This window comes from Bdellovibrio sp. HCB2-146 (assembly GCF_047345725.1).
Classification (GTDB): Bacteria; Bdellovibrionota; Bdellovibrionia; order Bdellovibrionales; family Bdellovibrionaceae; genus Bdellovibrio.
Genome location: NZ_JBLEQP010000001.1, coordinates 12471 through 31344, shown reverse-complemented (window position 1 = coordinate 31344; position 18874 = coordinate 12471). Strand labels below are relative to the sequence as shown.

The 18874-nt window shown below is 44.9% G+C and carries 18 protein-coding genes; 12 read left to right on the top strand and 6 right to left on the bottom strand.

Features of this window, described 5'->3' with window-relative positions; genetic code table 11:
- Positions 1–48: 48 nt before the first annotated feature.
- Together ACLWOR_RS00130 and ACLWOR_RS00125 are read left to right on the top strand one after the other, a co-directional pair.
- Positions 49–960: a hypothetical protein gene (locus ACLWOR_RS00130; RefSeq protein WP_413938622.1), complete on the top strand. Its 912-nt coding sequence runs from the start codon at positions 49–51 to the stop codon at positions 958–960.
- A gap of 127 nt (positions 961–1087) precedes the next feature.
- Complete coding sequence (locus ACLWOR_RS00125) at positions 1088–2236, top strand: ABC transporter substrate-binding protein (RefSeq protein WP_413938621.1); 1149 nt, start codon at positions 1088–1090, stop codon at positions 2234–2236.
- On the opposite strand, the gene ACLWOR_RS00120 is transcribed toward ACLWOR_RS00125, so the two are convergent.
- Complete coding sequence (locus tag ACLWOR_RS00120) at positions 2227–2895, bottom strand: hypothetical protein (protein WP_413938620.1); 669 nt, start codon at positions 2893–2895, stop codon at positions 2227–2229. The genes ACLWOR_RS00125 and ACLWOR_RS00120 overlap by 10 nt on opposite strands.
- A 165-nt stretch (positions 2896–3060) precedes the next feature.
- Between ACLWOR_RS00120 and ACLWOR_RS00115 the strand changes: the two genes are divergently transcribed.
- Entirely contained in the window at positions 3061–3708 is a 648-nt protein-coding gene (locus tag ACLWOR_RS00115) for an HD-GYP domain-containing protein (protein ID WP_413938619.1), read from the top strand.
- Positions 3709–3714: 6 nt separating this feature from the next.
- Here ACLWOR_RS00115 and ACLWOR_RS00110 read toward each other — a convergent pair whose 3' ends face one another.
- Positions 3715–4515 carry a DUF1338 domain-containing protein gene (locus ACLWOR_RS00110; RefSeq protein ID WP_413938618.1) on the bottom strand — a complete coding sequence of 267 codons (801 nt, stop codon included), beginning with the start codon at positions 4513–4515 and terminating at the stop codon, positions 3715–3717.
- Between the two features lie 115 nt (positions 4516–4630).
- Between ACLWOR_RS00110 and ACLWOR_RS00105 the strand changes: the two genes are divergently transcribed.
- The 4 genes from ACLWOR_RS00105 to ACLWOR_RS00090 all read left to right on the top strand — a co-directional run bounded on the left by ACLWOR_RS00105 (position 4631) and on the right by ACLWOR_RS00090 (position 11098).
- A complete protein-coding gene (locus tag ACLWOR_RS00105; RefSeq protein WP_413938617.1) occupies positions 4631–5650 on the top strand; it encodes a M14 family zinc carboxypeptidase in 1020 nt (339 codons plus the stop codon).
- Positions 5634–6377 (top strand): alpha/beta fold hydrolase, encoded by a 744-nt coding sequence (locus ACLWOR_RS00100; RefSeq protein WP_413938616.1) that lies wholly within the window; start codon positions 5634–5636, stop codon positions 6375–6377. Before ACLWOR_RS00105 ends, ACLWOR_RS00100 begins: the two co-directional genes overlap by 17 nt.
- Positions 6378–6546: 169 nt before the next feature.
- Positions 6547–8007: a transposase gene (locus ACLWOR_RS00095; RefSeq protein WP_413938615.1), complete on the top strand. Its 1461-nt coding sequence runs from the start codon at positions 6547–6549 to the stop codon at positions 8005–8007.
- Positions 7997–11098: a hypothetical protein gene (locus tag ACLWOR_RS00090; RefSeq protein ID WP_413938614.1), complete on the top strand. Its 3102-nt coding sequence runs from the start codon at positions 7997–7999 to the stop codon at positions 11096–11098. Before ACLWOR_RS00095 ends, ACLWOR_RS00090 begins: the two co-directional genes overlap by 11 nt.
- Here the strand turns inward: ACLWOR_RS00090 and ACLWOR_RS00085 are convergent.
- The 3 genes from ACLWOR_RS00085 to rpmG are packed head-to-tail and all read right to left on the bottom strand — an operon-like array spanning position 11055 to position 12405.
- Entirely contained in the window at positions 11055–11708 is a 654-nt protein-coding gene (locus ACLWOR_RS00085) for a hypothetical protein (protein WP_413938613.1), read from the bottom strand. The genes ACLWOR_RS00090 and ACLWOR_RS00085 overlap by 44 nt on opposite strands.
- Positions 11690–12226 (bottom strand): dCTP deaminase, encoded by a 537-nt coding sequence (dcd, locus tag ACLWOR_RS00080; RefSeq protein WP_413938611.1) that lies wholly within the window; start codon positions 12224–12226, stop codon positions 11690–11692. The genes ACLWOR_RS00085 and dcd overlap by 19 nt, the downstream gene beginning before the upstream one ends.
- Positions 12226–12405, bottom strand: a complete 180-nt coding sequence (gene rpmG, locus ACLWOR_RS00075; RefSeq protein ID WP_413938609.1) for a 50S ribosomal protein L33 — start codon at positions 12403–12405, stop codon at positions 12226–12228. Before rpmG ends, dcd begins: the two co-directional genes overlap by 1 nt.
- A gap of 135 nt (positions 12406–12540) precedes the next feature.
- Between rpmG and ACLWOR_RS00070 the strand changes: the two genes are divergently transcribed.
- Together ACLWOR_RS00070 and ACLWOR_RS00065 are read left to right on the top strand one after the other, a co-directional pair.
- The gene (locus ACLWOR_RS00070) at positions 12541–13419 is read left to right on the top strand and encodes a ChaN family lipoprotein (RefSeq protein ID WP_413938608.1); all 879 of its coding nucleotides are present in this window, start codon (positions 12541–12543) and stop codon (positions 13417–13419) included.
- 62 nt (positions 13420–13481) lie between these two features.
- Entirely contained in the window at positions 13482–13886 is a 405-nt protein-coding gene (locus tag ACLWOR_RS00065) for a response regulator (RefSeq protein WP_413938606.1), read from the top strand.
- A gap of 109 nt (positions 13887–13995) precedes the next feature.
- Here the strand turns inward: ACLWOR_RS00065 and ACLWOR_RS00060 are convergent, their stop codons facing one another.
- Positions 13996–14847 (bottom strand): hypothetical protein, encoded by an 852-nt coding sequence (locus ACLWOR_RS00060; protein ID WP_413938604.1) that lies wholly within the window; start codon positions 14845–14847, stop codon positions 13996–13998.
- Between the two features lie 179 nt (positions 14848–15026).
- Here ACLWOR_RS00060 and ACLWOR_RS00055 point away from each other — a divergent pair, with 179 nt between their 5' ends.
- Genes ACLWOR_RS00055 through ACLWOR_RS00045 form a run of 3 tightly spaced genes read left to right on the top strand, consistent with a single transcriptional unit; the run spans position 15027 to position 18786 of the window.
- Positions 15027–16181 carry a hypothetical protein gene (locus ACLWOR_RS00055; protein ID WP_413938603.1) on the top strand — a complete coding sequence of 385 codons (1155 nt, stop codon included), beginning with the start codon at positions 15027–15029 and terminating at the stop codon, positions 16179–16181.
- Complete coding sequence (locus ACLWOR_RS00050) at positions 16181–17407, top strand: hypothetical protein (RefSeq protein WP_413938601.1); 1227 nt, start codon at positions 16181–16183, stop codon at positions 17405–17407. The genes ACLWOR_RS00055 and ACLWOR_RS00050 overlap by 1 nt, the downstream gene beginning before the upstream one ends.
- Complete coding sequence (locus tag ACLWOR_RS00045; protein WP_413938600.1) at positions 17404–18786, top strand: hypothetical protein; 1383 nt, start codon at positions 17404–17406, stop codon at positions 18784–18786. Before ACLWOR_RS00050 ends, ACLWOR_RS00045 begins: the two co-directional genes overlap by 4 nt.
- Positions 18787–18874: the final 88 nt, after the last annotated feature.

Sequence of the window (18874 nt, the reverse complement as noted above, 5' to 3'; positions counted from 1 at the left end):
CCAAGCATTAAAACAAAGTTCGTTAAACAAAATTGGGGGAACCACGAAATGAAAAATGTAATGAGATTTGTAGCAGCAGCAGCAGTCGCTTCAACTTTCGCAGCCTGTGGTGGCGGCGGTGGTGGTGGCGGCGGCGGCGGTGGCAGCTCTGTGATCTACTATCCATATGAAACTGTCTACGGTGACGCTTGTACTGGCCAAGAGCCATCTCCAGGTTGCACATTCTTGGAAAAAGATGGATCACGCGTAACTGTGAGCAAAGATCCTAACTACAACAAATACGGTTATGGTTCAGACGATCTTTGGTACGTAAAATTCGATTCATCCGGAACTTCTGCGGCTGTGTATGATGATCTTGGAAACTACCAAGGTACAAAACACATTTCTGAGTTCGCTGGTTACATCGGTGGTAACACGATCGGTGTGGGCGAAACGGGCTTGTTTTGGGAAAACGTAAGTTCTGGAACTTATTGGTGGGGTAAAAACGGCGTTCTTTACTCTGCAAACTCTGGTGATGGAAACTACGGTCAAGCTATCAATGACAAAACTTCATCTGAAGCTTCTGACACAAACTTCGCAGCCATCAATTCTGATGGAAACAAAAAGCTTGTTAAACGCGCAACTGAAAAGTTGATGAAAGACTACGGCTTCAGAGCAGACAAAGCACAAGCAGTTGCTTCTGCGTTGAACTCTTGGGCAGTAGCTGCAGCTGAGCGTGGTGCGACAACTGACAAAGACATGGACAAAACTTTCAAAGCTGTCTTCGGTGTTCAGTTCTCTGACGCTTTGTCAGCGGTAAAAGATCTTCAGTTCGGTGATACTGCAGGAATGAAAGAGTTAACAAATCGTTCTGCGGCAGCTCTTGGTTTGAAACCTCACCAAGCTCAAAAGTTCATGAAAGGTATGTACAAAAAAGCCCTTGCAAACTGGGGTTACGACGAAAACAGCATGAACTGGTAATTTTCTAAATTGTCCTTCGTTTAGAAACATGAAAAGCCCCGGGAAACCCTGGGGCTTTTCGCATTTCAGATTTGTACTTGCTCATGTCAAGATTGTTATTGTTCGAATTTTGTTGGATAGTGCCGGGATGGTACTTTTCAACAACCGCCAGAAAATCTGGTTGGTAAAACTTTTTTTAGTTTGTTTTTCGCCCCTATGGAGTTGGGCAGGCGAAGCGACTAAACAAACAGAAAATTCTTGTCATTATGATGAAGTACTAAAAATGGACGTGTGGGTTTCATACACCCCCGATTATGCGGTTCGCGAATTTAAAGACTACATTCGAAAAAAGTATCAAAAAAATATCGACCTTCACGTGAACAAAGTTTTTTCTCCTGATGAATTCTATGATCGAGTTCGTGCGGGGATTTCAGATATTATTTCTCCATCCCATAATTTTTTTAAAGACGAAGGCACGCGTCTGATTGACACGGGACTTTTAATTCCGTTGGATCCTAGCTCTATCCCGAACCTTGAAAGCTTAGATCGTTGGTTTGTTGAGAACGACTTTGCTTCCAACAACGGAAAAATTTACGGCGTACCTGTTGCGGCGGGTGGCTATAATTTATTGTACAATAAAGATCATGTGAAGGTTCCGCCTAAAAGTTGGAATATCCTTTGGGACGATGCTTACAGGGGACGATATTCAATTTCCAAGGACTACTACGAGGCCAATATTTATATCACTGCTTTTGCTCTTGGATATTCGAAAGATCAAATGAGTGACATCAAGCTGATCAACACTCCGGTGTTCAAAGCAAAACTCAAAAAGCTTCTTCAAAATGCAAACTATTGGCACGGTCGTCCGACGGTGGCCGATCTGGAAAAGTCTGTTTTGACAACAGGCTGGGGGCTTTCTCACTCGGTGAGCGGCGATAAAACAAAACAGTGGCGTCTGGCTTTTCCTAAAGAAGGCGTTGGTTTTTGGATGGATTATTTGGCAATCACGCGAAATACCAAACGCAGCGAATTTGCGCAAAAGCTTGCGATGGAGTGGCTGAATTTTTCAATTGGAAAGCGTTTTCAAAGTCGAAACATCATCCGGGATCGGAATTATATTTCTCCGCTCAAGGAAACCTCGTTACCAAAAGACGTACTTGCAATGCAGAACAGTCGCGAGCTTCATTATGTGCTCACGCATTCTGTCCCATGGCCGTTGCTGACTGAGCGTAATAGAAATGGGATTAAGCTTGTCTATGACGAGGTCGTAAAAGAGATCGAACAGAATCAAAAATAAACTTGAAGTCCGCCCAGCAAGCCAATGCCAGTCAGAGTCGTATCGCCGGAATCTTGTGCTAGGCGCATGTATTCATATCCTGCATCGATGCGAATCGCATATGAAGATCCACCTGGGAACCATTTCGCAAAAGGTCCAACAAATACATCCGTGACGCTGCTTTTTGTACCGGCTCCATTGTCGCGTTGGCCGAGTGCTAGGTAACCACCAACGCCGTAAAGAAATGCTTCGCCGGGAATATTTTGAATAATATTGAAGTCACCAAAACCGCCGGCTTTAATGAACGTCGCATTAAATCCGCCTGCATCCGACGACTCATACGCAAACAAGGGTCCCACTTCGAAGCTGCCAAAATTCCAACCAAAGCGAGCGCCAAGTTCTGCTTCAGTTGTATTTCTTGATCCTGCAGCATCGGACTTCGTGCTGAAGTAAGAAAAATTCAAACCAAAAGAATATTGGCGACCTCCGGAGCCGGAAAATCCAGATTCACCACCCAAATCATCTTGGGCCATCAAATCATAAACTTGGCCGGTTTGCAGGGGAGTGCCCACGAAGTCCACAACAGCTTGATTGCCTTTCACACGGCGAACTTTGATTTTCTGTGCGAACACAGAAGAACTAAATGTGAGAATGGCAACAGCAAGTAGAATTCTTCTCATGGATTCCTCTTCTTTTTGTCGAAGTTTTTGATACTAGGCTTAAGTCTTTCAATCGAGGATCGCGCTGTCAAATGGAAGTTGTCTCATTGTGGGATCATGCCTGTGCAATGGTTAAGTTTTGGTCTTCTTTAACCGAGAATATGTTTGGGGAACGAGGGGAGTCTTATGTCTTCTTCCTGGGGCGACATTCCAGCATGGGCTTATCAGGCCGCACAATCTCTGATGGAATCACTGAAAATGGTGGATCCAGTTACTTACGCTCATTGCTGCCGCGTCGGCGAAATGTCGCGTAAACTTGCCCGTGATGCCGGTCTTAATGAATATCAACAAAAGGTCGCAGAGTTCTCAGGTCTTTTTCATGACATCGGTAAAATGGGCATTTCTCAGGCGATCATCGCCAAGCCAGGTAAGTTGGATGAGGCTGAATTAAAGGCCATGCAAAATCATCCAGTTCTCAGTGAAACAATCGTTGAGCCACTTGGTTACAATTCATTTTTTAAAGACACTTTGCCAGCGATTCGCGGTCACCATGAGCGCGTGGATGGTACAGGTTATCCGGATAAAAAACGTGGCGATGAAGTTCCACTTCTTGCTCGCATTATTTTAGTAGTGGACACTTACGATGCTATGTCGCAAACGCGCGCGTATCGTAAAGGCTTGCCTGATGATGTGGTGTATGCGGAATTAAAACGTTGTTCGGGTACTCAGTTTGACCCGCAGCTGGTGAAGACATTTCTTGAGGCTCACTGCACCTGGCAGGGCCAAGAATCTGACCCTGATACAGTTCATTATATTTTAAAGAAGAGCGCGTAAAGCGCTCTATTTCATTTTGTTCGTACTCTCAAAAATCTTATCAGCCGATTTCGCAACAAAACCTTGATAAAGTTTGCCGTTTGCAAGCGGGTAGCGTTTGGCAAATTCATAATAGCAGCCAGGGATATTATAAGTGCCATCTGTGAATTTCACAGGGATCTCAGAAGCCATCGTTGAGCTTTGCTCAAGATAATCAGCCGGAGTTCCTTTGATTTCGCCGCCTGATTTATTGAGTACAAAGCCTTTTTCCTGAACGAATTTATTCAAAACGTGAATGTCGCTAAATTTTTTCAGATTGTTGATATTGATCGTGAAGTGATTAGGACGGAAGCCGTAGGCGGCCACCCAAGACGCATATTCACTTTCTTTTGCCAATTCAGAATACAATGCATATGTCATCGGCCAAGGGCGTCCGCACATCGGGAATGTTTCAGAAGCAATCAATGAATCTGGAATTTGATCCACCAATTTATTTACTTCCGCACGAATAAACGGAGAAACTTTTTCTAGTTCCAGTTCGCTGATAAAGATTTTCGGTTGTTTTTCATCTGGATGTTCATAGTGTTTGGCATAAAGCTTTTTTTCGACGAATGTGTATTCGCCTTTTTCAACGTAACCATAACGTTTGAAATGTTGAGCCAAAGACTCAATACCAAGACGAGGATGATTAAAGGTGCGAAGGGCAATATGGTCATTGTAGACAGTTTCACCCTCTGCAACGAACATATCGTAGATGCGTTTCGCAGCTGGGTTCAATTCACAATAGTCAATCCACATTTTCTCTAAGAGTTTTTCAAGACTCATCATAATATTCTCCCTTAACACAAACTTTACTCCGGTTAAGGAGGGGGAGCAACTCACAGTGAATGGCTGCGAGCGTTATACGTTGGAGGGTGGAGAAATATCGCCAAGAATGGTCTCTATGAGTTCACTTTCTGAAATTAAACAAATTGAATCCCGACTTTTGGCTTTAGGTTCACGCGTCCAATCCGAAGTGATTGCTGTGAGTGAAAGTGAAGATCTCCGTTTTCCTATTCACAAAATTACTTTCGGTAGCAAAGATCCTGCAGCACCAACGCTGGGATTTGTGGGTGGTGTGCACGGACTTGAGCGCATCGGCGCGCAAGTTTGTTTGGCGTTATTCAATTCGGTTTCAGAACTTGCGCAGTGGGATCGCAACTTTCAAAGAACTCTTGAAAGCATGCGCTTGTTTTTTATTCCGACAGTGAACCCCGTTGGAATTTTTAATAAAACTCGCAGCAATCCACGCGGTGTGGATTTGATGCGAAATGCACCCATTGATGCGGATAATCCGAATCGCTTTTTAGGTGGTCATCGCATCAGCAATAAGCTTCCTTGGTATCGCGGAATTGAAGGTGCACCGATGGAGTTAGAGTCTCAAGCGCTCGTCGATGCGGTGAAAAGAGAAATTCATGACAGCGAACTTGCCATCACCTTGGATATTCATTCTGGTTTTGGTTTGCGTGATCGCTTGTGGTTTCCCTATGCAAAAACATTAAAACCATTTCCTGAATTGGATTTGATGTATTCGCTTCACACTCTGTTAGAACGCACGTATCCACATCACTTTTATCAAGTGGAGCCACAAGCGCAGAACTACACAACCCACGGCGATTTGTGGGATTACCTCTATGATCAACATCGGGGGTTAGAGCGTCATAAAAAATATCTGCCACTGTGTTTGGAAATGGGCTCGTGGTTGTGGGTGAAGAAAAATCCATGGCAGCTTTTTCGCCCTGAAGGACCTTTCAACCCGATGATTGGTCATCGCCATAAAAGAACTTTGCGCCGCCATAACACTTTGATGGAGTTTTTAATTCGCGCCGTGGATTCGCCTGAATCCTGGGCTCACTATGATCAAGCACAAAGTCAGAAGTATCATCAGCAAGCACGGGAGCTTTGGTATGAGCAGCAACACTAGGTACTGGGTTTTATTGCGAGGCCTCGCTCGTGGCCAAGGACATTGGGGCAGTTTCGTTGAGGAATTGAAAAAGAAATTTCCGCAAGATCAGTTTGAGTTGATTGATATTCCGGGTAATGGAACGCGTGTCAGTGAGGACAGTCCGTTGGCGATGAAAGATTACGTTCGTCAAGTGCGTTCGAAATCAAAATTCATCAAAGAAGGCCGAAAAATTCGCCTGCTGGCTATTTCGCTGGGCGGGATGATTGCGACCGAGTGGATGCGTGAGTACCCACTGGAAATAGAAAAATCTTATTTGATGTGCACCAGTGCCGGAAACTTTTCGCCGATGGCAGATCGTTTTTTACTGCCGAACTATTTTGAAGCAGCAAAACTTTTCCGCTATCACAAAGATGGCAAAAAATGGGAGTTGTGCATTTTAGGCATGGTGGCTAATAGTGAAGAGCGCAAGTCCGCTGAAATTCCTGGGATGATTTCTTTCACCAATCAATATCCAGTTCGGCGACAAAATGTTCTTCGTCAGTTGTTGGCAGCTTCACGATTTAAATTTCCAACAGAAGCGCCCGGTGATGTGGTGTTGCTTGGAAGCCACGGGGATCGATTGGTTTCCCCGCGCTGCACTCTGGAAATTGGCAAGCGTTGGGGAATTCACCCAATTATGCACCCGTGGGCAGGGCATGATATCCCGGTTGACGACCCTCAGTGGGTCATTGAGCATTTGCTCTAAATAGCGGCATTTCCTTACAATTTTCATGGGAAGTTATTTCAAGATCACTGACGTTTTTTTACCCTGAGATGCGATATATTCGACCTGGACCCTTTTGGACGCGGGGTTCCGTTGACTCTCGAGGGCTTTTCTTATTCTCTAAATGCTGGACCTAAATCCAGGGGAATACGTGAGGGGTAAAACCTATATTTGGGCGTTTGTTTTTGCAAATGCCTTAACCATTCAAAGCCAGGCGCAATCGTCTTCGAAAGCAAGCTTATCCAAGTTTGAATCGGAGAAGGCTAGCAGCGTCCTTAAGCTTCCCCCGGAACAGCTTCCGAAAAAAGAAAGCAGGCCGGTTCAAACTTACGGTCAAATTCGCCTTGAAGGCATGCAGTATCTCACTCCGATCTCGGAAGAACCCTCTCTCACTTACAGCCAATTTCTTTCGGCACGACTCTCACTCTTAAAAGAAGCCAGCTGGATCGATTCCGCACTTGATGTCTCAGGCGGTACGTTCTTTTCGCGTGGTCAATCGCATTACATCGTTCACGAGGCTTACGTTGCAACGAAGGATCGTGAATCACGCGTGTACGTCGGTCGTAAAAAAATGGACTGGAGCGAGATGGATCGCCGTTGGCAACTGGGGCTTTATCAGTCCAAGTTTGCGATTGATGCCCTTCGCCCTGAAGAGCAGGGATTGGTTGGTGCGTTCTACAACTACAATAAAGAAAAATTTGAGTTTTTGATATTTGCTTCTCCGATCTTTATTCCAAGCATGGGGCCTGATATTCGCGAAGAAAGCGGCGGTCTTGTCTCTGACAGTCGATGGTATCGTGCTCCGTCGCGCAATTATGATTTTAATAGCCGCATCAACACCATCCAATACGAACTTTCAATTCCGGATGTGATGAAGCTTGCGACAAATGCGGGTGGGGCGATGATGACTCGCGTGGGTAGCAAAGAGCGAGGGCCATGGGCGACAGCGAGTGCTGGATACATGCCGGTGAATGAACTGACATTGAAGCGTCAGGCCTTTAAGGTGATCAATCAGGATCAATTCGACGTAACCGTTTCTCCGACGGTAACTTATCACCATATTCGTTCGTTGGATGTGGGCTATTCGTTTAACAAAGTTCAAACATCGGTTTCTTATTTGGAAGATTCACCCATTGCGAATACGCCGGATCAGGATTGGGCTGTCCAAAAACTGGAACCAATTCAGGCTTACTCCATCGCGACGGATTTTACACTTGAGCAAATCTGGGGTCGCACGCTCGCGATTCAGTTAGGCTACCTGAAAGTAGAAGGCGGCAGCATTGTCGATATTCGCGACGATGGAGCTCCTGATAAAGTCACTTTGTTCGACCAACGTTTGAAATTCACCAACGCATTTTCGGTGCGTTTGGAAGGACAGTTGGCAACTTTCTGGCGTCGTCCTTTTGTTACCCGTTTTAAATATCTTTATGATCAGGCCCAACGAGGTTCTTTGGTAAACACCGAGTTCCTTTATTATCCCAATCAAAAATGGGCTGTGGTCATGGGGGCTGACATTTTGGGAGTCGAAGACGAGTCCTATAAACCAGGCAGCTTCTTGAATGAGTACCGGGCGAATGATCGCTTTTACGGGGGCATGACTTATGTTTTCTAAATGCCGTGCACTTATAGCCATGATGGCTGCGGTTATGACTCTATCGAGTTGTAGCATTATCGTTGGTGAAGAGCCTCCTCCCGTTAAACCACAGGGTTTCGACAGTAAATGTCTTTCGCAAGTAGGTGTGGTTGCTGAAGCCTATATGAAGGGTACTGCACTTTCTCACGAAGTCGCGGCTAGCTGGGATTGTGTTATTTCAGCTGTTGAAGATTTCCGTCGTTACGTCAAAGGCCGCAACGAAGATCGTTATCTTTCGCAAGAACTGGCTACTTTCTTAGAGATGAACTTCCTTGAAGAGGACGAAAATAAAATTTCTCCTGAACTGCAAATGGAGTTTATGAAGTTTAAGCAGCTCTTCGTGGGCGGAAGTCGCGAATATATCACGCGTGATGAGCTTGTGACTGTTGGTAATGTTTTGAGCATGTTCAAAGATGTGACCTTGCGCTTAAATCCGTACATGATCGTATTGTCGCAAAATTGGCGCGTGAACGGTCGAGCGAACATGCAAAAGGACATGCAGTTCTTCGAGGAAGCCAATAACGAAGTGCAAGAGGTTGCAAAGACTATTGCAACTCAGGTTGAAAAGAATACGCAAAGTTACGTCCTTGCAGATTTTGTGACCTTGATGAGAGAGCTTGCAAAGTTCTCTGAATCTGATTGGGAATTCCCAGATACAATGGAACGTTACATGCCGATCGTGCAAAAGGTGAAAAAAGCCTTGGCGGGTGGCGATGAAACGACAATTGCGCCAAAAGAATGGCGTCGTTTTACTTTGTTAGGTGCTCGCGGTTACATCCAGTATTTGCGTTATCACTACTTTATTAAATCCGTGCCGGAGACGGGGAGCGGGTATCGCCTGACTTATTTGGCGCGTACCGTGGATGACCTTTTGTCAGTTTTCCAAGACATGGTTTCTGAAAAACCCGAAGGTATAGTTTCTCGTGATGAGGTTACGGACCTTCTTAAAACTCTGCATAATGCATGGCCTGCCTTTAAAGTTTCTCCTGAACTTGTGTTTGAGGGAATGAAGCTGAAGCAGTTGTTCTTTGGTGGCAGCGTTGACTCATTGACAGCTGGGGATTTTGATCGTGCTCGTTTAAAAGTCAGCCGTATTAAAGTTCTTATTGAACGTTTCATGCCTTACTACGCAGTTTATGGCGGCGAGTGGGAACCTGAAATGTACACACAAGAAGAAGCGCAAAAGTTCTTTATGGAAGCGCAATTCGTCTTGGAATCAACGGCGCGAGAATTGGGCTCCTTGTTTGAGGGCGCTTATGATTTAAATGATGCCTATCGTTTGATGGCGGAAGCTGAAGCCCTTTATCCGCCAGAAAATCCAAGTGAATCAGTGGCTCAGAAAGTCAAAGAAGCTTTGCCGCTTATTATTGACGCGAAAAATATGATCTTTGGTGGCAATGACTCAAGCTTGGCTCGTTCGAACTGGAGTTTGTTGTTGGGTATTGGATCGCGTGTTTATTCCGATATCTTATACGCGGAATACTTCCTGCGCGGTAAAAATATGAATCTTGAGCACAACATCGGTTCGATGTCTGTGTTTATGAATCAGTCGCTTAATATTTTGCGTGATGTTTTGGTGGCGAAAAAATCCACTCAGTTTACGCGTGCGGAACTTCGTACCTTGCTCATGCATTTGGTGCGCATGGACATCTTGCCTTCGAATATAAAAGAGAAGTCTTTAGATGATCTTTTGCAGGTGCTTTTAAATAATATTTTAAATTCTCCTGAAAATCGTTTGGCGAAAAAAATGCCAGATGCTTTGGGACTGTCGTCAGTTGAAGTGGCGCGCACTGAGATTCAAGTATGGCTCGATACAGAAGTCTTTATCGCCAGACTTTTTGAAAATGCCACGTTTGCGAAGGATGGTCTTAGTGGCAAAGCCCTCATTGAGGCTATCGACAATCAGCTTAAAGATTCTATGACGCCAGAGACGTTGGTCGCAGGCCTGAAGGAACTACGCTTAACGGCTGTTACGAATGTTCCAATGACGGTGGATCCGATGTCGCGTTTGATTATCACAAATCAGACCGTTCAATACTATGATCAGATCAGCTTGCGTCAGGTCAATATCAACCGCTTAGCTGCGCGTATGGCTGTTCGGTCTTTTGCCGGTGAAATGTCTCGCATCCGCAATTACGAAGGTGCGACTCTTCCAGAGGCCGAGGCGGCGTTCGTGAAACTTCGCCCGTTCCTGAATGAAATCGGCGCCGTGGATCCTAAAAATGCGACATTTGCGAGTTCACGTTTCCGTGAAGCGAATATGTTTATGCCTCATTCCGATGGCAACGTCTTGGCTTCTTATGCGGAGCTAGCTGACCTGGTAGGTATGATTTGGTCAGGCGTGAAAGTTCATAATTATTTAAAAGAAGATCTTGTTAGAATGTGTGTGGATTCAGATCAAGCCGTTAACGACAAGACTGAATTGAAAATCGCATGCGTGCGCAAAGCTTATCGCCAAGCGATGCCAAAAGTGATGACCGCCACTCCTGAGTACTTACGCTTTATGAACAAAGTTTCTGAGGATGAGTGGAATTACTATATTGGCAATGTCATGAAGGCTGCTGGTTACATTCCGAACTCAAAAGGTATTGCGTTGATGGGCGACATCTCTTTAGCTCCACACGTGATTCAATACATTGAGATGGTTTTTGCTCGCTTTGATAAAGATAAAAATCGCTACATCACAACGAGTGAAGCGAAACCTGCTTATGCAACTTTCAAAGGTATCTTGAAAGAGCTTGCGGAAGATCAGCTCAAGAGCGGCGACCTTAAAGAGTCTGAACTCTGGGACCTCTTTACGTATATTTTGAAGAACGGAAAACCGCCAGAGTCTCTCAAAGAAAAAATAAGCTTTAAGTTCTTCTGGATTGGTAAAGATAGCAGCTGGGAGATCGCGGCAGATCGTACCCAATTAGCAAAAATCTTGGGATATATTGCGGACAAGGTAGCTGAACAAAGCCTCGTGCAAGGCGGGACCAAAGCTCCAAGTCAGTCGTCTCCAAGTCAACAGCCGAAGACTCAAGAACCTACTGAACAAGCACCTTGGCCAGATCAACCTGGGCAGCAGTAACAGTCGCATTCCATAATTGAAGCCCCATATAGATGCCCTGGCCACCGCGATTCGCAGGAAGGCTAGGGTTGACGTCACCTGAGCTGTTTGTGTCGATATCAGCCGTATTAGCGGTATAAATCATAGAGTCGCGACGCCAAATAAAAACACGCACACGATCCGAGTCATTGTGGATATCAATGATCACATCCAATGAAGCCGGGAAGTATGTGCTGATGTTGCTGGGGTTCATATAGGACGTCGAACCATTTACGCTGATTGTGCCAATGACATTGATGCCACTACGGAGGAATTTAATCATCACGCCATCATTCGACGGCAGTTGAGGGTTGGCAGCGTTAAAAATCACCGCAATTGATGACTGATTGATTGAATCTGTGAGGTCCGCCTTGAGGGCTATAGACCGAGAAGATAAAACCCCAGGAAGGGTTTCAACAAAGCGAACCGTGCCCGTCCCGCGCAGGACATTGCCATCGCGCTGAACGAAACTGCCTTGAACATAGGCGTATTCATTGATGCCGTTGATATCATCAACTTCACCAGGAGCACATGCAGTTATAAGAGAAACGAACGAGACAAGGACCGTGAGTTTTAGAATGAATTTTTCCACATCATTGACTCCACCGGGATCGGTTGTTTGTCGTTATACTTTGCAGATCCTTTGACGTTGTAAGGCGTCAAAACATCACCTTTGATTTCAAAGTATATCAACTGACCGACAGGCATTCCAGTGTAAACTCGAACAGGCTGTTTAACTGAAATTTCTAGAGTCCAATAATTGCAGAAACCGACATCGCCTTTGCCAGCAGTGGCGTGGATGTCAATACCAAGGCGGCCGACACTTGATTTTCCCTCTAAGAATGGAACGTGCTTAAGAGTCTCTGTGTACTCATAAGTCACGCCGAGGTAAAGAGTGTCAGGCATTAGGACAAAACCTTCTTCAGGAATTTCGAAGGTTTTGATCTTGTTATGCTTCTTAGCGTCCAGCACTTTGTCTTCGTACACGGCAAGAGTTTTGCCTAAGTGAACGTCATAGGAATTTGTTCCTAGGCACTCACGACGGAAAGGCTCAACTTTAATAGAGCCTTCTTTCATGCACTCGAGAATCTGCTGATCCGTAAGAATCATTACTTAGTTTCTCTGTGGATTGTGTGACGCTTCAAATTTGGGTTGTATTTCTTTTTCTCAAGACGACTTGGAGTTTTTGTTTTGTTCTTAGTCGTAGTGTAACGAGAAACAGGTTTGCCTTCAGCACGCGCTTCAGTGCACTCAAGAGTAACGATGATTCTTCCAGATTTTTTTGCCATTTCAGCACCTCTAATAAAAACGAATAATATTGCCAACTGCAACAAAGCAAAAATGACAATACCTTTTCAAAGGGGCTCAAGGTATCAAAGGAGAAAGGAAACTTCAACAGACAATTTTACGTCTACGGGGGATTCATGGCTTTCAGAGCGCTTTTTAGCTTTCTACTTCTTTTTCCAGGCGTTAGTTTTGCCGAAGAAAACGGCATTTTCAAGGGCGATAGTCTTGCGCCGATGGGCTTGGTCGAAGCGTTTCAAAATATCCCTCAGGGATCCATTGTCGTTTTAGGAGAAAATCACGGATTTAAGGTTCATCAGACGCAACACATTGCGGTTCTGGATACTTTGCGTTCTTTAGGCCACAAGGTTTCTGTGGGACTAGAATTTTTTACATATACAGATCAGTCTCTCGTGGAAGATTATCGCGCAGGGCGTCTTAGTGAGGCGGATTTTTTGACGGCGATTCGCTGGGGATCACCCTCTTATGACTTCTATCGTGCTCAAGCTCTTTATCCCAATCTGGGGGAAGGGGCGTCTACTTGGGCTCTGAATGCGCCTCGCGCCCTGACGAGCAAAGTTGCAAAAACGGGTTTGAATTCATTGTCCCCAGAGGATGCGGCCTTGTTGCCGCCGAACTTTACCCTGGGGCGAGAGTCTTATCGTCAGCGTTTCTTAGGAATGATGCCGCACTTGCCTTCACCAGAAGCAGGTGAACGCTATTTTGCCGCGCAATCTATTTGGGACGACACGATGGCGTGGAGAGCAGAGCAGTTCGTTGCCACTCATCCTGGTCAAACTCTAGTGATTGTTGTTGGGGAGTTTCACGTGCAGTACGGAGGAGGTCTTCCGGATCGCCTGCGTGCGCGTTTGCCTCACACCAAGGTTGTGACTCTTTCGCAGATCAATTCTTATGGTTTGAGTGCAACAGAGCTCCAAAATGAAATGCGTCCGTCTAATGAGTACGGTCCGCGTGCGGACTTACTGTGGGTCGCAGCAGATAAAGGTCCAGTCCAATAAAGAACCTTTGAATCTATACGAGCTTTTTTTAAGATAAGGGAACAGCTAAGGAGAATACCTCTATGTTCCCATCCGACACACGCATCTTAGTCATTGATGATATGCCTTCGATTCGCGAGCTCGTGAAGAATACATTGAAAGCGTTGGGTTTCAAAAATATCCAAGAAGCAGGTGATGGTGAAGAGGGCTTGAAGGTTTTGCTGAGCGCGAACACCTCAGGTTATCCGATTCAGTTGGTGATTTCAGATTGGAATATGCCAAAAATGAAGGGCTTGGATTTGTTAAAACAAATTCGCTCGACAGTCGAGTTTGCAAACCTTCCCTTTGTGCTTTTGACATCAGAATCCGAGCGTGACCAAGTCACGGAAGCCGTTTTAGCAGGTGTTTCTCAGTACATCGTGAAGCCATTCTCGGCGAAGATTTTCGAAGACAAATTGAAAGTCGCGTACTCGAAACACAATAAGTAAAAATCTGAGCTAGATATCGAAAGTAAAAAGCCCGAGTCACCTCGGGCTTTTTTTATTTAGTTAGTTCCTTGCTTGAAGCAACTTTCCTATTGATACAGCGGAGTCAAAATTAAGGACAGATGAGTGCACTTTCTTCGGCGCTGATTTTATATTTCGCAAGCTGTTTGAATTTTCTCAAGCGTGCTTTTGTCGATTCGTGACCAGAAGAGTTGCCATCTGTGTTCGCAATCCAATATTTTTCTGCCTGAGAGTCAGACCAATTACAGAACTGCTTCAACGCGATACCAGAAATCACACCAGAAGCATGCCATCCATTCCAGCAGTGCGCGTAAATAGGGCCGCTGCGTTTTCCTTTAATACGATCATAAATCATCGTCAGGATTTTATTGAGGTCGGCTTCGTTGTAAGGACCGGCTTGAACATAGTTAAACACGTTGTCTTGGTGAGACGTGTTTTTACAGCTCACAGTTTTCGGAGCCTTGCTGTAGTTTTCTGAGTAAAGATAAACAGCACCCGAGAAATCATCTTCACACAAATTCTGCAAACCTTTTGTTGGCAGAGGGTTTGTGTTTGAGCGTGGTGGATCAAAATATTTATTGTTCGCGCCACCGCGATAGAAAACTCCGTGTAAAACCACGCGGAAGTTTCTTGCGCCCCAAAGATCTGAATAGCCTTTGCCTTTGTTGTCGATGAGTTTTGTGTATGGATCCTTTAATCCATAACGCGTTTTAAATTTGTTCACCTCTTGATCCAAGCGGAAACCTTCAGGAGCAGGGGAAGGTTCTGGTGATGGAGCAGGAGAAGGTGCTGTATCAACGATGTTTTGAGAGCCGTCATCAGCTCCATCGTTGATAGTTGGGGTTGTTTTTTCTCCTCCAGAGAAGCCTTGCGGTGAGCAGGCAATGAAAGTCGAAGAGAGGAGCGCTGCCAGTACGGTCGGGATAGTTTTTTGTATTTTCATGTGACTTTATTCTGACAGTCCGATGTCGACCGACACAACACGACCTGGCCCAAGCTCTGTGGACGAGACGGCAAATTAGGACTTAGGGGAAGCTGAGCTTCAAAAGTCCTCAGATTTCATTGTCTCATTTTGGTCCTGTCCTTGCACCAGGGGCTTCAGTGGTTTCAGAAGGACGTTATATGCGGATTAAGGTGTTCGTACATTTTGCATGGGTTGCCATTTTGTGTCACTTCAGTGTGGCGCAGGCGATTCCTATGACCTGTGAGAGTCTTTTTAAAGGACCTGCAGGCGTTTCCGCGTCCATTGAAGAGCCCTTGGTAGCCCTCCGTGATCTCTTGTCACAATTCCAAAAAAGTTTATTGGAGCCGCGTGAGTCCGAAGATATTTTAAGCCCCCTCAAAGATTTGCCAGAAGACCCGCGTGAAATTGCGTTTGTTTTACAAGGCTCTTATAGACTGCTTCTTTCGCATCCTCATGTAAATGACATCTTAAGTGAAAAACAGATCCGTAAACTGCAAGCTGGTATGGATCAAATGAAGTGGTTTGAGAAAAAACTGGGTGAGTACGGGAATTCCAAAGACCTCGTGAAGGCGGCGAAAAAAATTGAAGTGCCATTAGACTTTTTGGAACACTTGAAAGCGCAAAGAAATTCGCTGGCGCAAACCATTCACGACAAGCTTTTAAAGCGTGGCTATATCGATGCGGAAATCAGCGCGGTCACGGGTTTGATTGAAGAACTTCGCGGAATGCGTAAGCTTGATTCGAAAATGTCCGACACCTATTTACCTGAAAGTTTACAAGCTGAAATTTTGCGGGTGAAGGAAAAGGTCGACAGTGAAATGAAGGGGCTTATTATGAAGCCGACTTATACATTTCATGAGGTCGAAGAAGGTGCTCATGCGTTCAGACGCAGTTTGCGTTGGTTGAAAGTTTATATCTTAGCTTATCGCGATCATTTTTCTTTGATCGAACAAAAAAATCCAGCGACCGCCTATGAGTCTCATCTGCGGGAGCTTTATGCGTCCGATTTGAGTATTGCTCTCTCAGTCGATGGAAAAATCAAGCTGCGTGAAATGGATTACTATTTGTTGAATGACTTGATTGCCGAGCTTCGCAAGATCAAAGGCATCGGTGAAATCAAAGAACAGATGACGCGGGAATTGATTTCCTTTGGTAAATGGAACGGCCGTGTTGTCAGTGCAGAGAAGGCGACAGATATCGTTGCAGCTCGTCTAGATGAAAAACTCGTCGATCTGGAAATTCGCACGCAAGAAATTCTGGGCAATTATGAAAATGCCTTTGGCCTGCGCCGTATGATCGTAGGGGGGCTGTGATGAAGAACTGGCTTGCAATTGGAATGTCTCTTGTTCTGGCATCGTCGGGCGTCGCGCAGGAAAAGTGCGAAGATATATTTGAAACCCGTACTCTCTCAATTTCGGATGATTCGTTTGCGCCGGCTCTCCAAGCTGATAAAGAACGATCAAAAATTTTGGCGTTGAAGATCCTGCAGATGGCGGCTTTTGGGCGCTCGGTTGATTTTACCGAGAAACAAGTCTTAGAAAAGGGCGAGCTTTTATTGGCCCGAACGCTGAACGATGGTTGGAGCATGGAAGCTGAATATGGAATTGATCAGCGTGGTGCTGCTGCTAAATTCCGAATGAAGAAGCTTCTTTTGGTGAAGCCAAATGGTGAAGAAATTGTTCTAGATAAATCACCGATTGATGTTTCAGGGCTTAAATTTAACAATCGCTTTTATACAGTTGAGCAATTTAATTCATCGCTCAAGAGTGCGTCTTTAGAATTTCCGGTCACTGTAGAAGGGGCGCTGTACGATCAAGTGGTAAAATGGGCGGCCTATTCTGATCACTTGAAGTCAGAAGAATTGCGAGCCCTTCAATCGGAGAAGGATCTCAATGTTTTGCGCCTTAAGGTTTTTGGTCGCGGTGTCGTTGATTACACCAATAAGGTTATTAAAAAGCAGTCTTTCAAATTCGCGCTTCTTGGATTTGTGATGTATCTGTACACGCAAAAAGACGAAGTCCGAGGTAAGATTTTCGTCGATGATCCTTGGGAAAAAATATTGAAGAACGGTGGGGTCAATATTTTGCCTGCTGAGGAATATGCTGCCTTTATTTCAAGCTTCAGTTTGTTCGAAGGTCCACTTGATTTCTTTAAGATGGGTTTAGGGCCAAAGAGTGAAACAAACGTTAAGTACATCGATTTTTCAAAGCTTGCGACCTATATAGAAGATCTCAATCGTATTGAACGCTCGAAAAGTGGTCGACCCGTTGTCATTTACTCAGATGCGGAAGCCAAGAAAGTCAGTATTTTGAATTATAAAAAGTTTGGCGGTCAATGGGGCGATTCCGTGCAAAACGCCAGTTCCATGGTGGTGATTTATCCTGTAACCAAGAGAGCACTGGTCCTTTCGAGCGACCTTGTTCACATTGAGGGCGAAGAAGATACGATTTTACCAATTGCGATCGATGGCACTGCATATCCTGAATTATATAATTATCTAGTGAAACAAGTGAAATCTGCGAAAAAGGATTCCAAATGAAAGCTTTAGTAAGAATCATTCCAGGTGTAATAACGCTTCTTTCGACGGCATCCTGGGCATTGGATGTGCGTGATTTGCAAGGTGAGAAACTCACGACGTTTCATTCTCCAGGTGGCGTGGAAGAGCGCTGCGTAGTTCCGCAAAAATGGATTCCTGAAAAATTCAGCGAAGACGATCGTAAAATCGAAGCCAAGCTTTGTGGGAAAGATTTTTATTCAATAGGAATTTGTCCGAAGTACAACTCTTCAAATCCAGGCGTCTTGCTTTTAGATCCAAAAGGGTCTGCGACAGCTCAGATTATTACGAACTCCAACTGTAGCGAAGAAGTCATTGATGAGTTGGATGTCAAAGTTGACGCAAAATTCAAACAGAGCTTGAGCTGCTCATATACTCCGTCTGTTTTGGCGTACTATCAGATTTCTCGTCTGTTTGATGGCGCAGGACGTGTTCCTGTCAGCGTGATTCGTACCATGGATATCGCAACACATAGAGCGCTCACTGATAAAGCAAACAGAGCTTTGCGTGGGTCGAGAGACCTGATTGCTCAAACTTGGAAGATGTTTGCGGCGGTTCACGAAAACCCAGGTAAGTATAATGCGATCGTTGATGATTCTCGCAAACATATTTACGGCGCTATCGCCCAAAATGTAAAAGGTGAATATATCTATACGGAAGTAAATGGTCGTGGTGACTACGACTCTCGCTATCAGCGCTTTCAAAAACAACCTCCGTTCTTGAAGGTAGCAAGCTCGTCAGGTCTTATTGAATTGGCTGGTGGCAGCAGTTTCCAAAAAATTGCTCCTGTTGCGGTTCAAATGAAAGACGTTTCAGATATGGTTTTGCTTGATACTCTTTTAAACCAAACAGACCGTATCGGAAATATCGCATTTAAGTTTGTGTGGTATTACCAAGATAAAGCGCAGTCACCAACTTGGGTGTCCGTTAAGTCGAAAGCGGAAGTTAAAAAAATCGATGGTGTTGCCAAAACAATCGTACCACCAGCGGAAATTAAAGAATTCCAACAAGGTAAAAACGCCGTCCTAGTGCGCGAGATGTACCTGAAAGACAATGATTGCGGTGTCGCTAAAGACAATAATATGCGCATCAATAGCGTGATCGAAAAAGTTCGCCATATGAGCTACGTCACTTATACTCGCTTTATGCAGATGGCGAAAAAGATGCCGCTGGCGGAGACACGCGCTTACTTTAAGCGTGAGTTGCTCTTTACGGATAAAGATTTTGATAGCGTTTCGAAAAACTTCCAGTTCGCAAAAGACTTGCTTTACCGTAACTGTAAGTCGGGCTTCTTAAAGTTCGATATCGACTTGGCAGACTATGTTTCTGGCAGTGGTCCTTCGTCTAAGTCTTGTGATATTTAAGTTCTAAAATTTGCTTCATAGCATTTGTGAAAGCGGCATTCTAACAAGATTGCCGCTTTTGTCTTTTCAGCCCTCGACGATGGCGTTT

Excerpts from the sequence above, each read along its gene's own strand:
- ACLWOR_RS00130 (WP_413938622.1), top strand. The coding sequence starts at position 49 with ATGAAAAATGTAATGAGATTTGTAGCAGCAGCAGCAGTCGCTTCAACT.
- ACLWOR_RS00120 (WP_413938620.1), bottom strand. The coding sequence starts at position 2,895 with ATGAGAAGAATTCTACTTGCTGTTGCCATTCTCACATTTAGTTCTTCT.
- ACLWOR_RS00070 (WP_413938608.1), top strand. The coding sequence starts at position 12,541 with ATGGCTTTCAGAGCGCTTTTTAGCTTTCTACTTCTTTTTCCAGGCGTT.
- ACLWOR_RS00100 (WP_413938616.1), top strand. The coding sequence starts at position 5,634 with ATGAGCAGCAACACTAGGTACTGGGTTTTATTGCGAGGCCTCGCTCGT.
- ACLWOR_RS00110 (WP_413938618.1), bottom strand. The coding sequence starts at position 4,515 with ATGATGAGTCTTGAAAAACTCTTAGAGAAAATGTGGATTGACTATTGT.
- dcd (WP_413938611.1), bottom strand. The coding sequence starts at position 12,226 with ATGATTCTTACGGATCAGCAGATTCTCGAGTGCATGAAAGAAGGCTCT.
- ACLWOR_RS00090 (WP_413938614.1), top strand. The coding sequence starts at position 7,997 with ATGTTTTCTAAATGCCGTGCACTTATAGCCATGATGGCTGCGGTTATG.
- rpmG (WP_413938609.1), bottom strand. The coding sequence starts at position 12,405 with ATGGCAAAAAAATCTGGAAGAATCATCGTTACTCTTGAGTGCACTGAA.
- ACLWOR_RS00065 (WP_413938606.1), top strand. The coding sequence starts at position 13,482 with ATGTTCCCATCCGACACACGCATCTTAGTCATTGATGATATGCCTTCG.
- ACLWOR_RS00105 (WP_413938617.1), top strand. The coding sequence starts at position 4,631 with ATGAGTTCACTTTCTGAAATTAAACAAATTGAATCCCGACTTTTGGCT.
- ACLWOR_RS00060 (WP_413938604.1), bottom strand. The coding sequence starts at position 14,847 with ATGAAAATACAAAAAACTATCCCGACCGTACTGGCAGCGCTCCTCTCT.
- ACLWOR_RS00050 (WP_413938601.1), top strand. The coding sequence starts at position 16,181 with ATGAAGAACTGGCTTGCAATTGGAATGTCTCTTGTTCTGGCATCGTCG.
- ACLWOR_RS00055 (WP_413938603.1), top strand. The coding sequence starts at position 15,027 with ATGCGGATTAAGGTGTTCGTACATTTTGCATGGGTTGCCATTTTGTGT.
- ACLWOR_RS00115 (WP_413938619.1), top strand. The coding sequence starts at position 3,061 with ATGTCTTCTTCCTGGGGCGACATTCCAGCATGGGCTTATCAGGCCGCA.
- ACLWOR_RS00125 (WP_413938621.1), top strand. The coding sequence starts at position 1,088 with ATGGTACTTTTCAACAACCGCCAGAAAATCTGGTTGGTAAAACTTTTT.
- ACLWOR_RS00045 (WP_413938600.1), top strand. The coding sequence starts at position 17,404 with ATGAAAGCTTTAGTAAGAATCATTCCAGGTGTAATAACGCTTCTTTCG.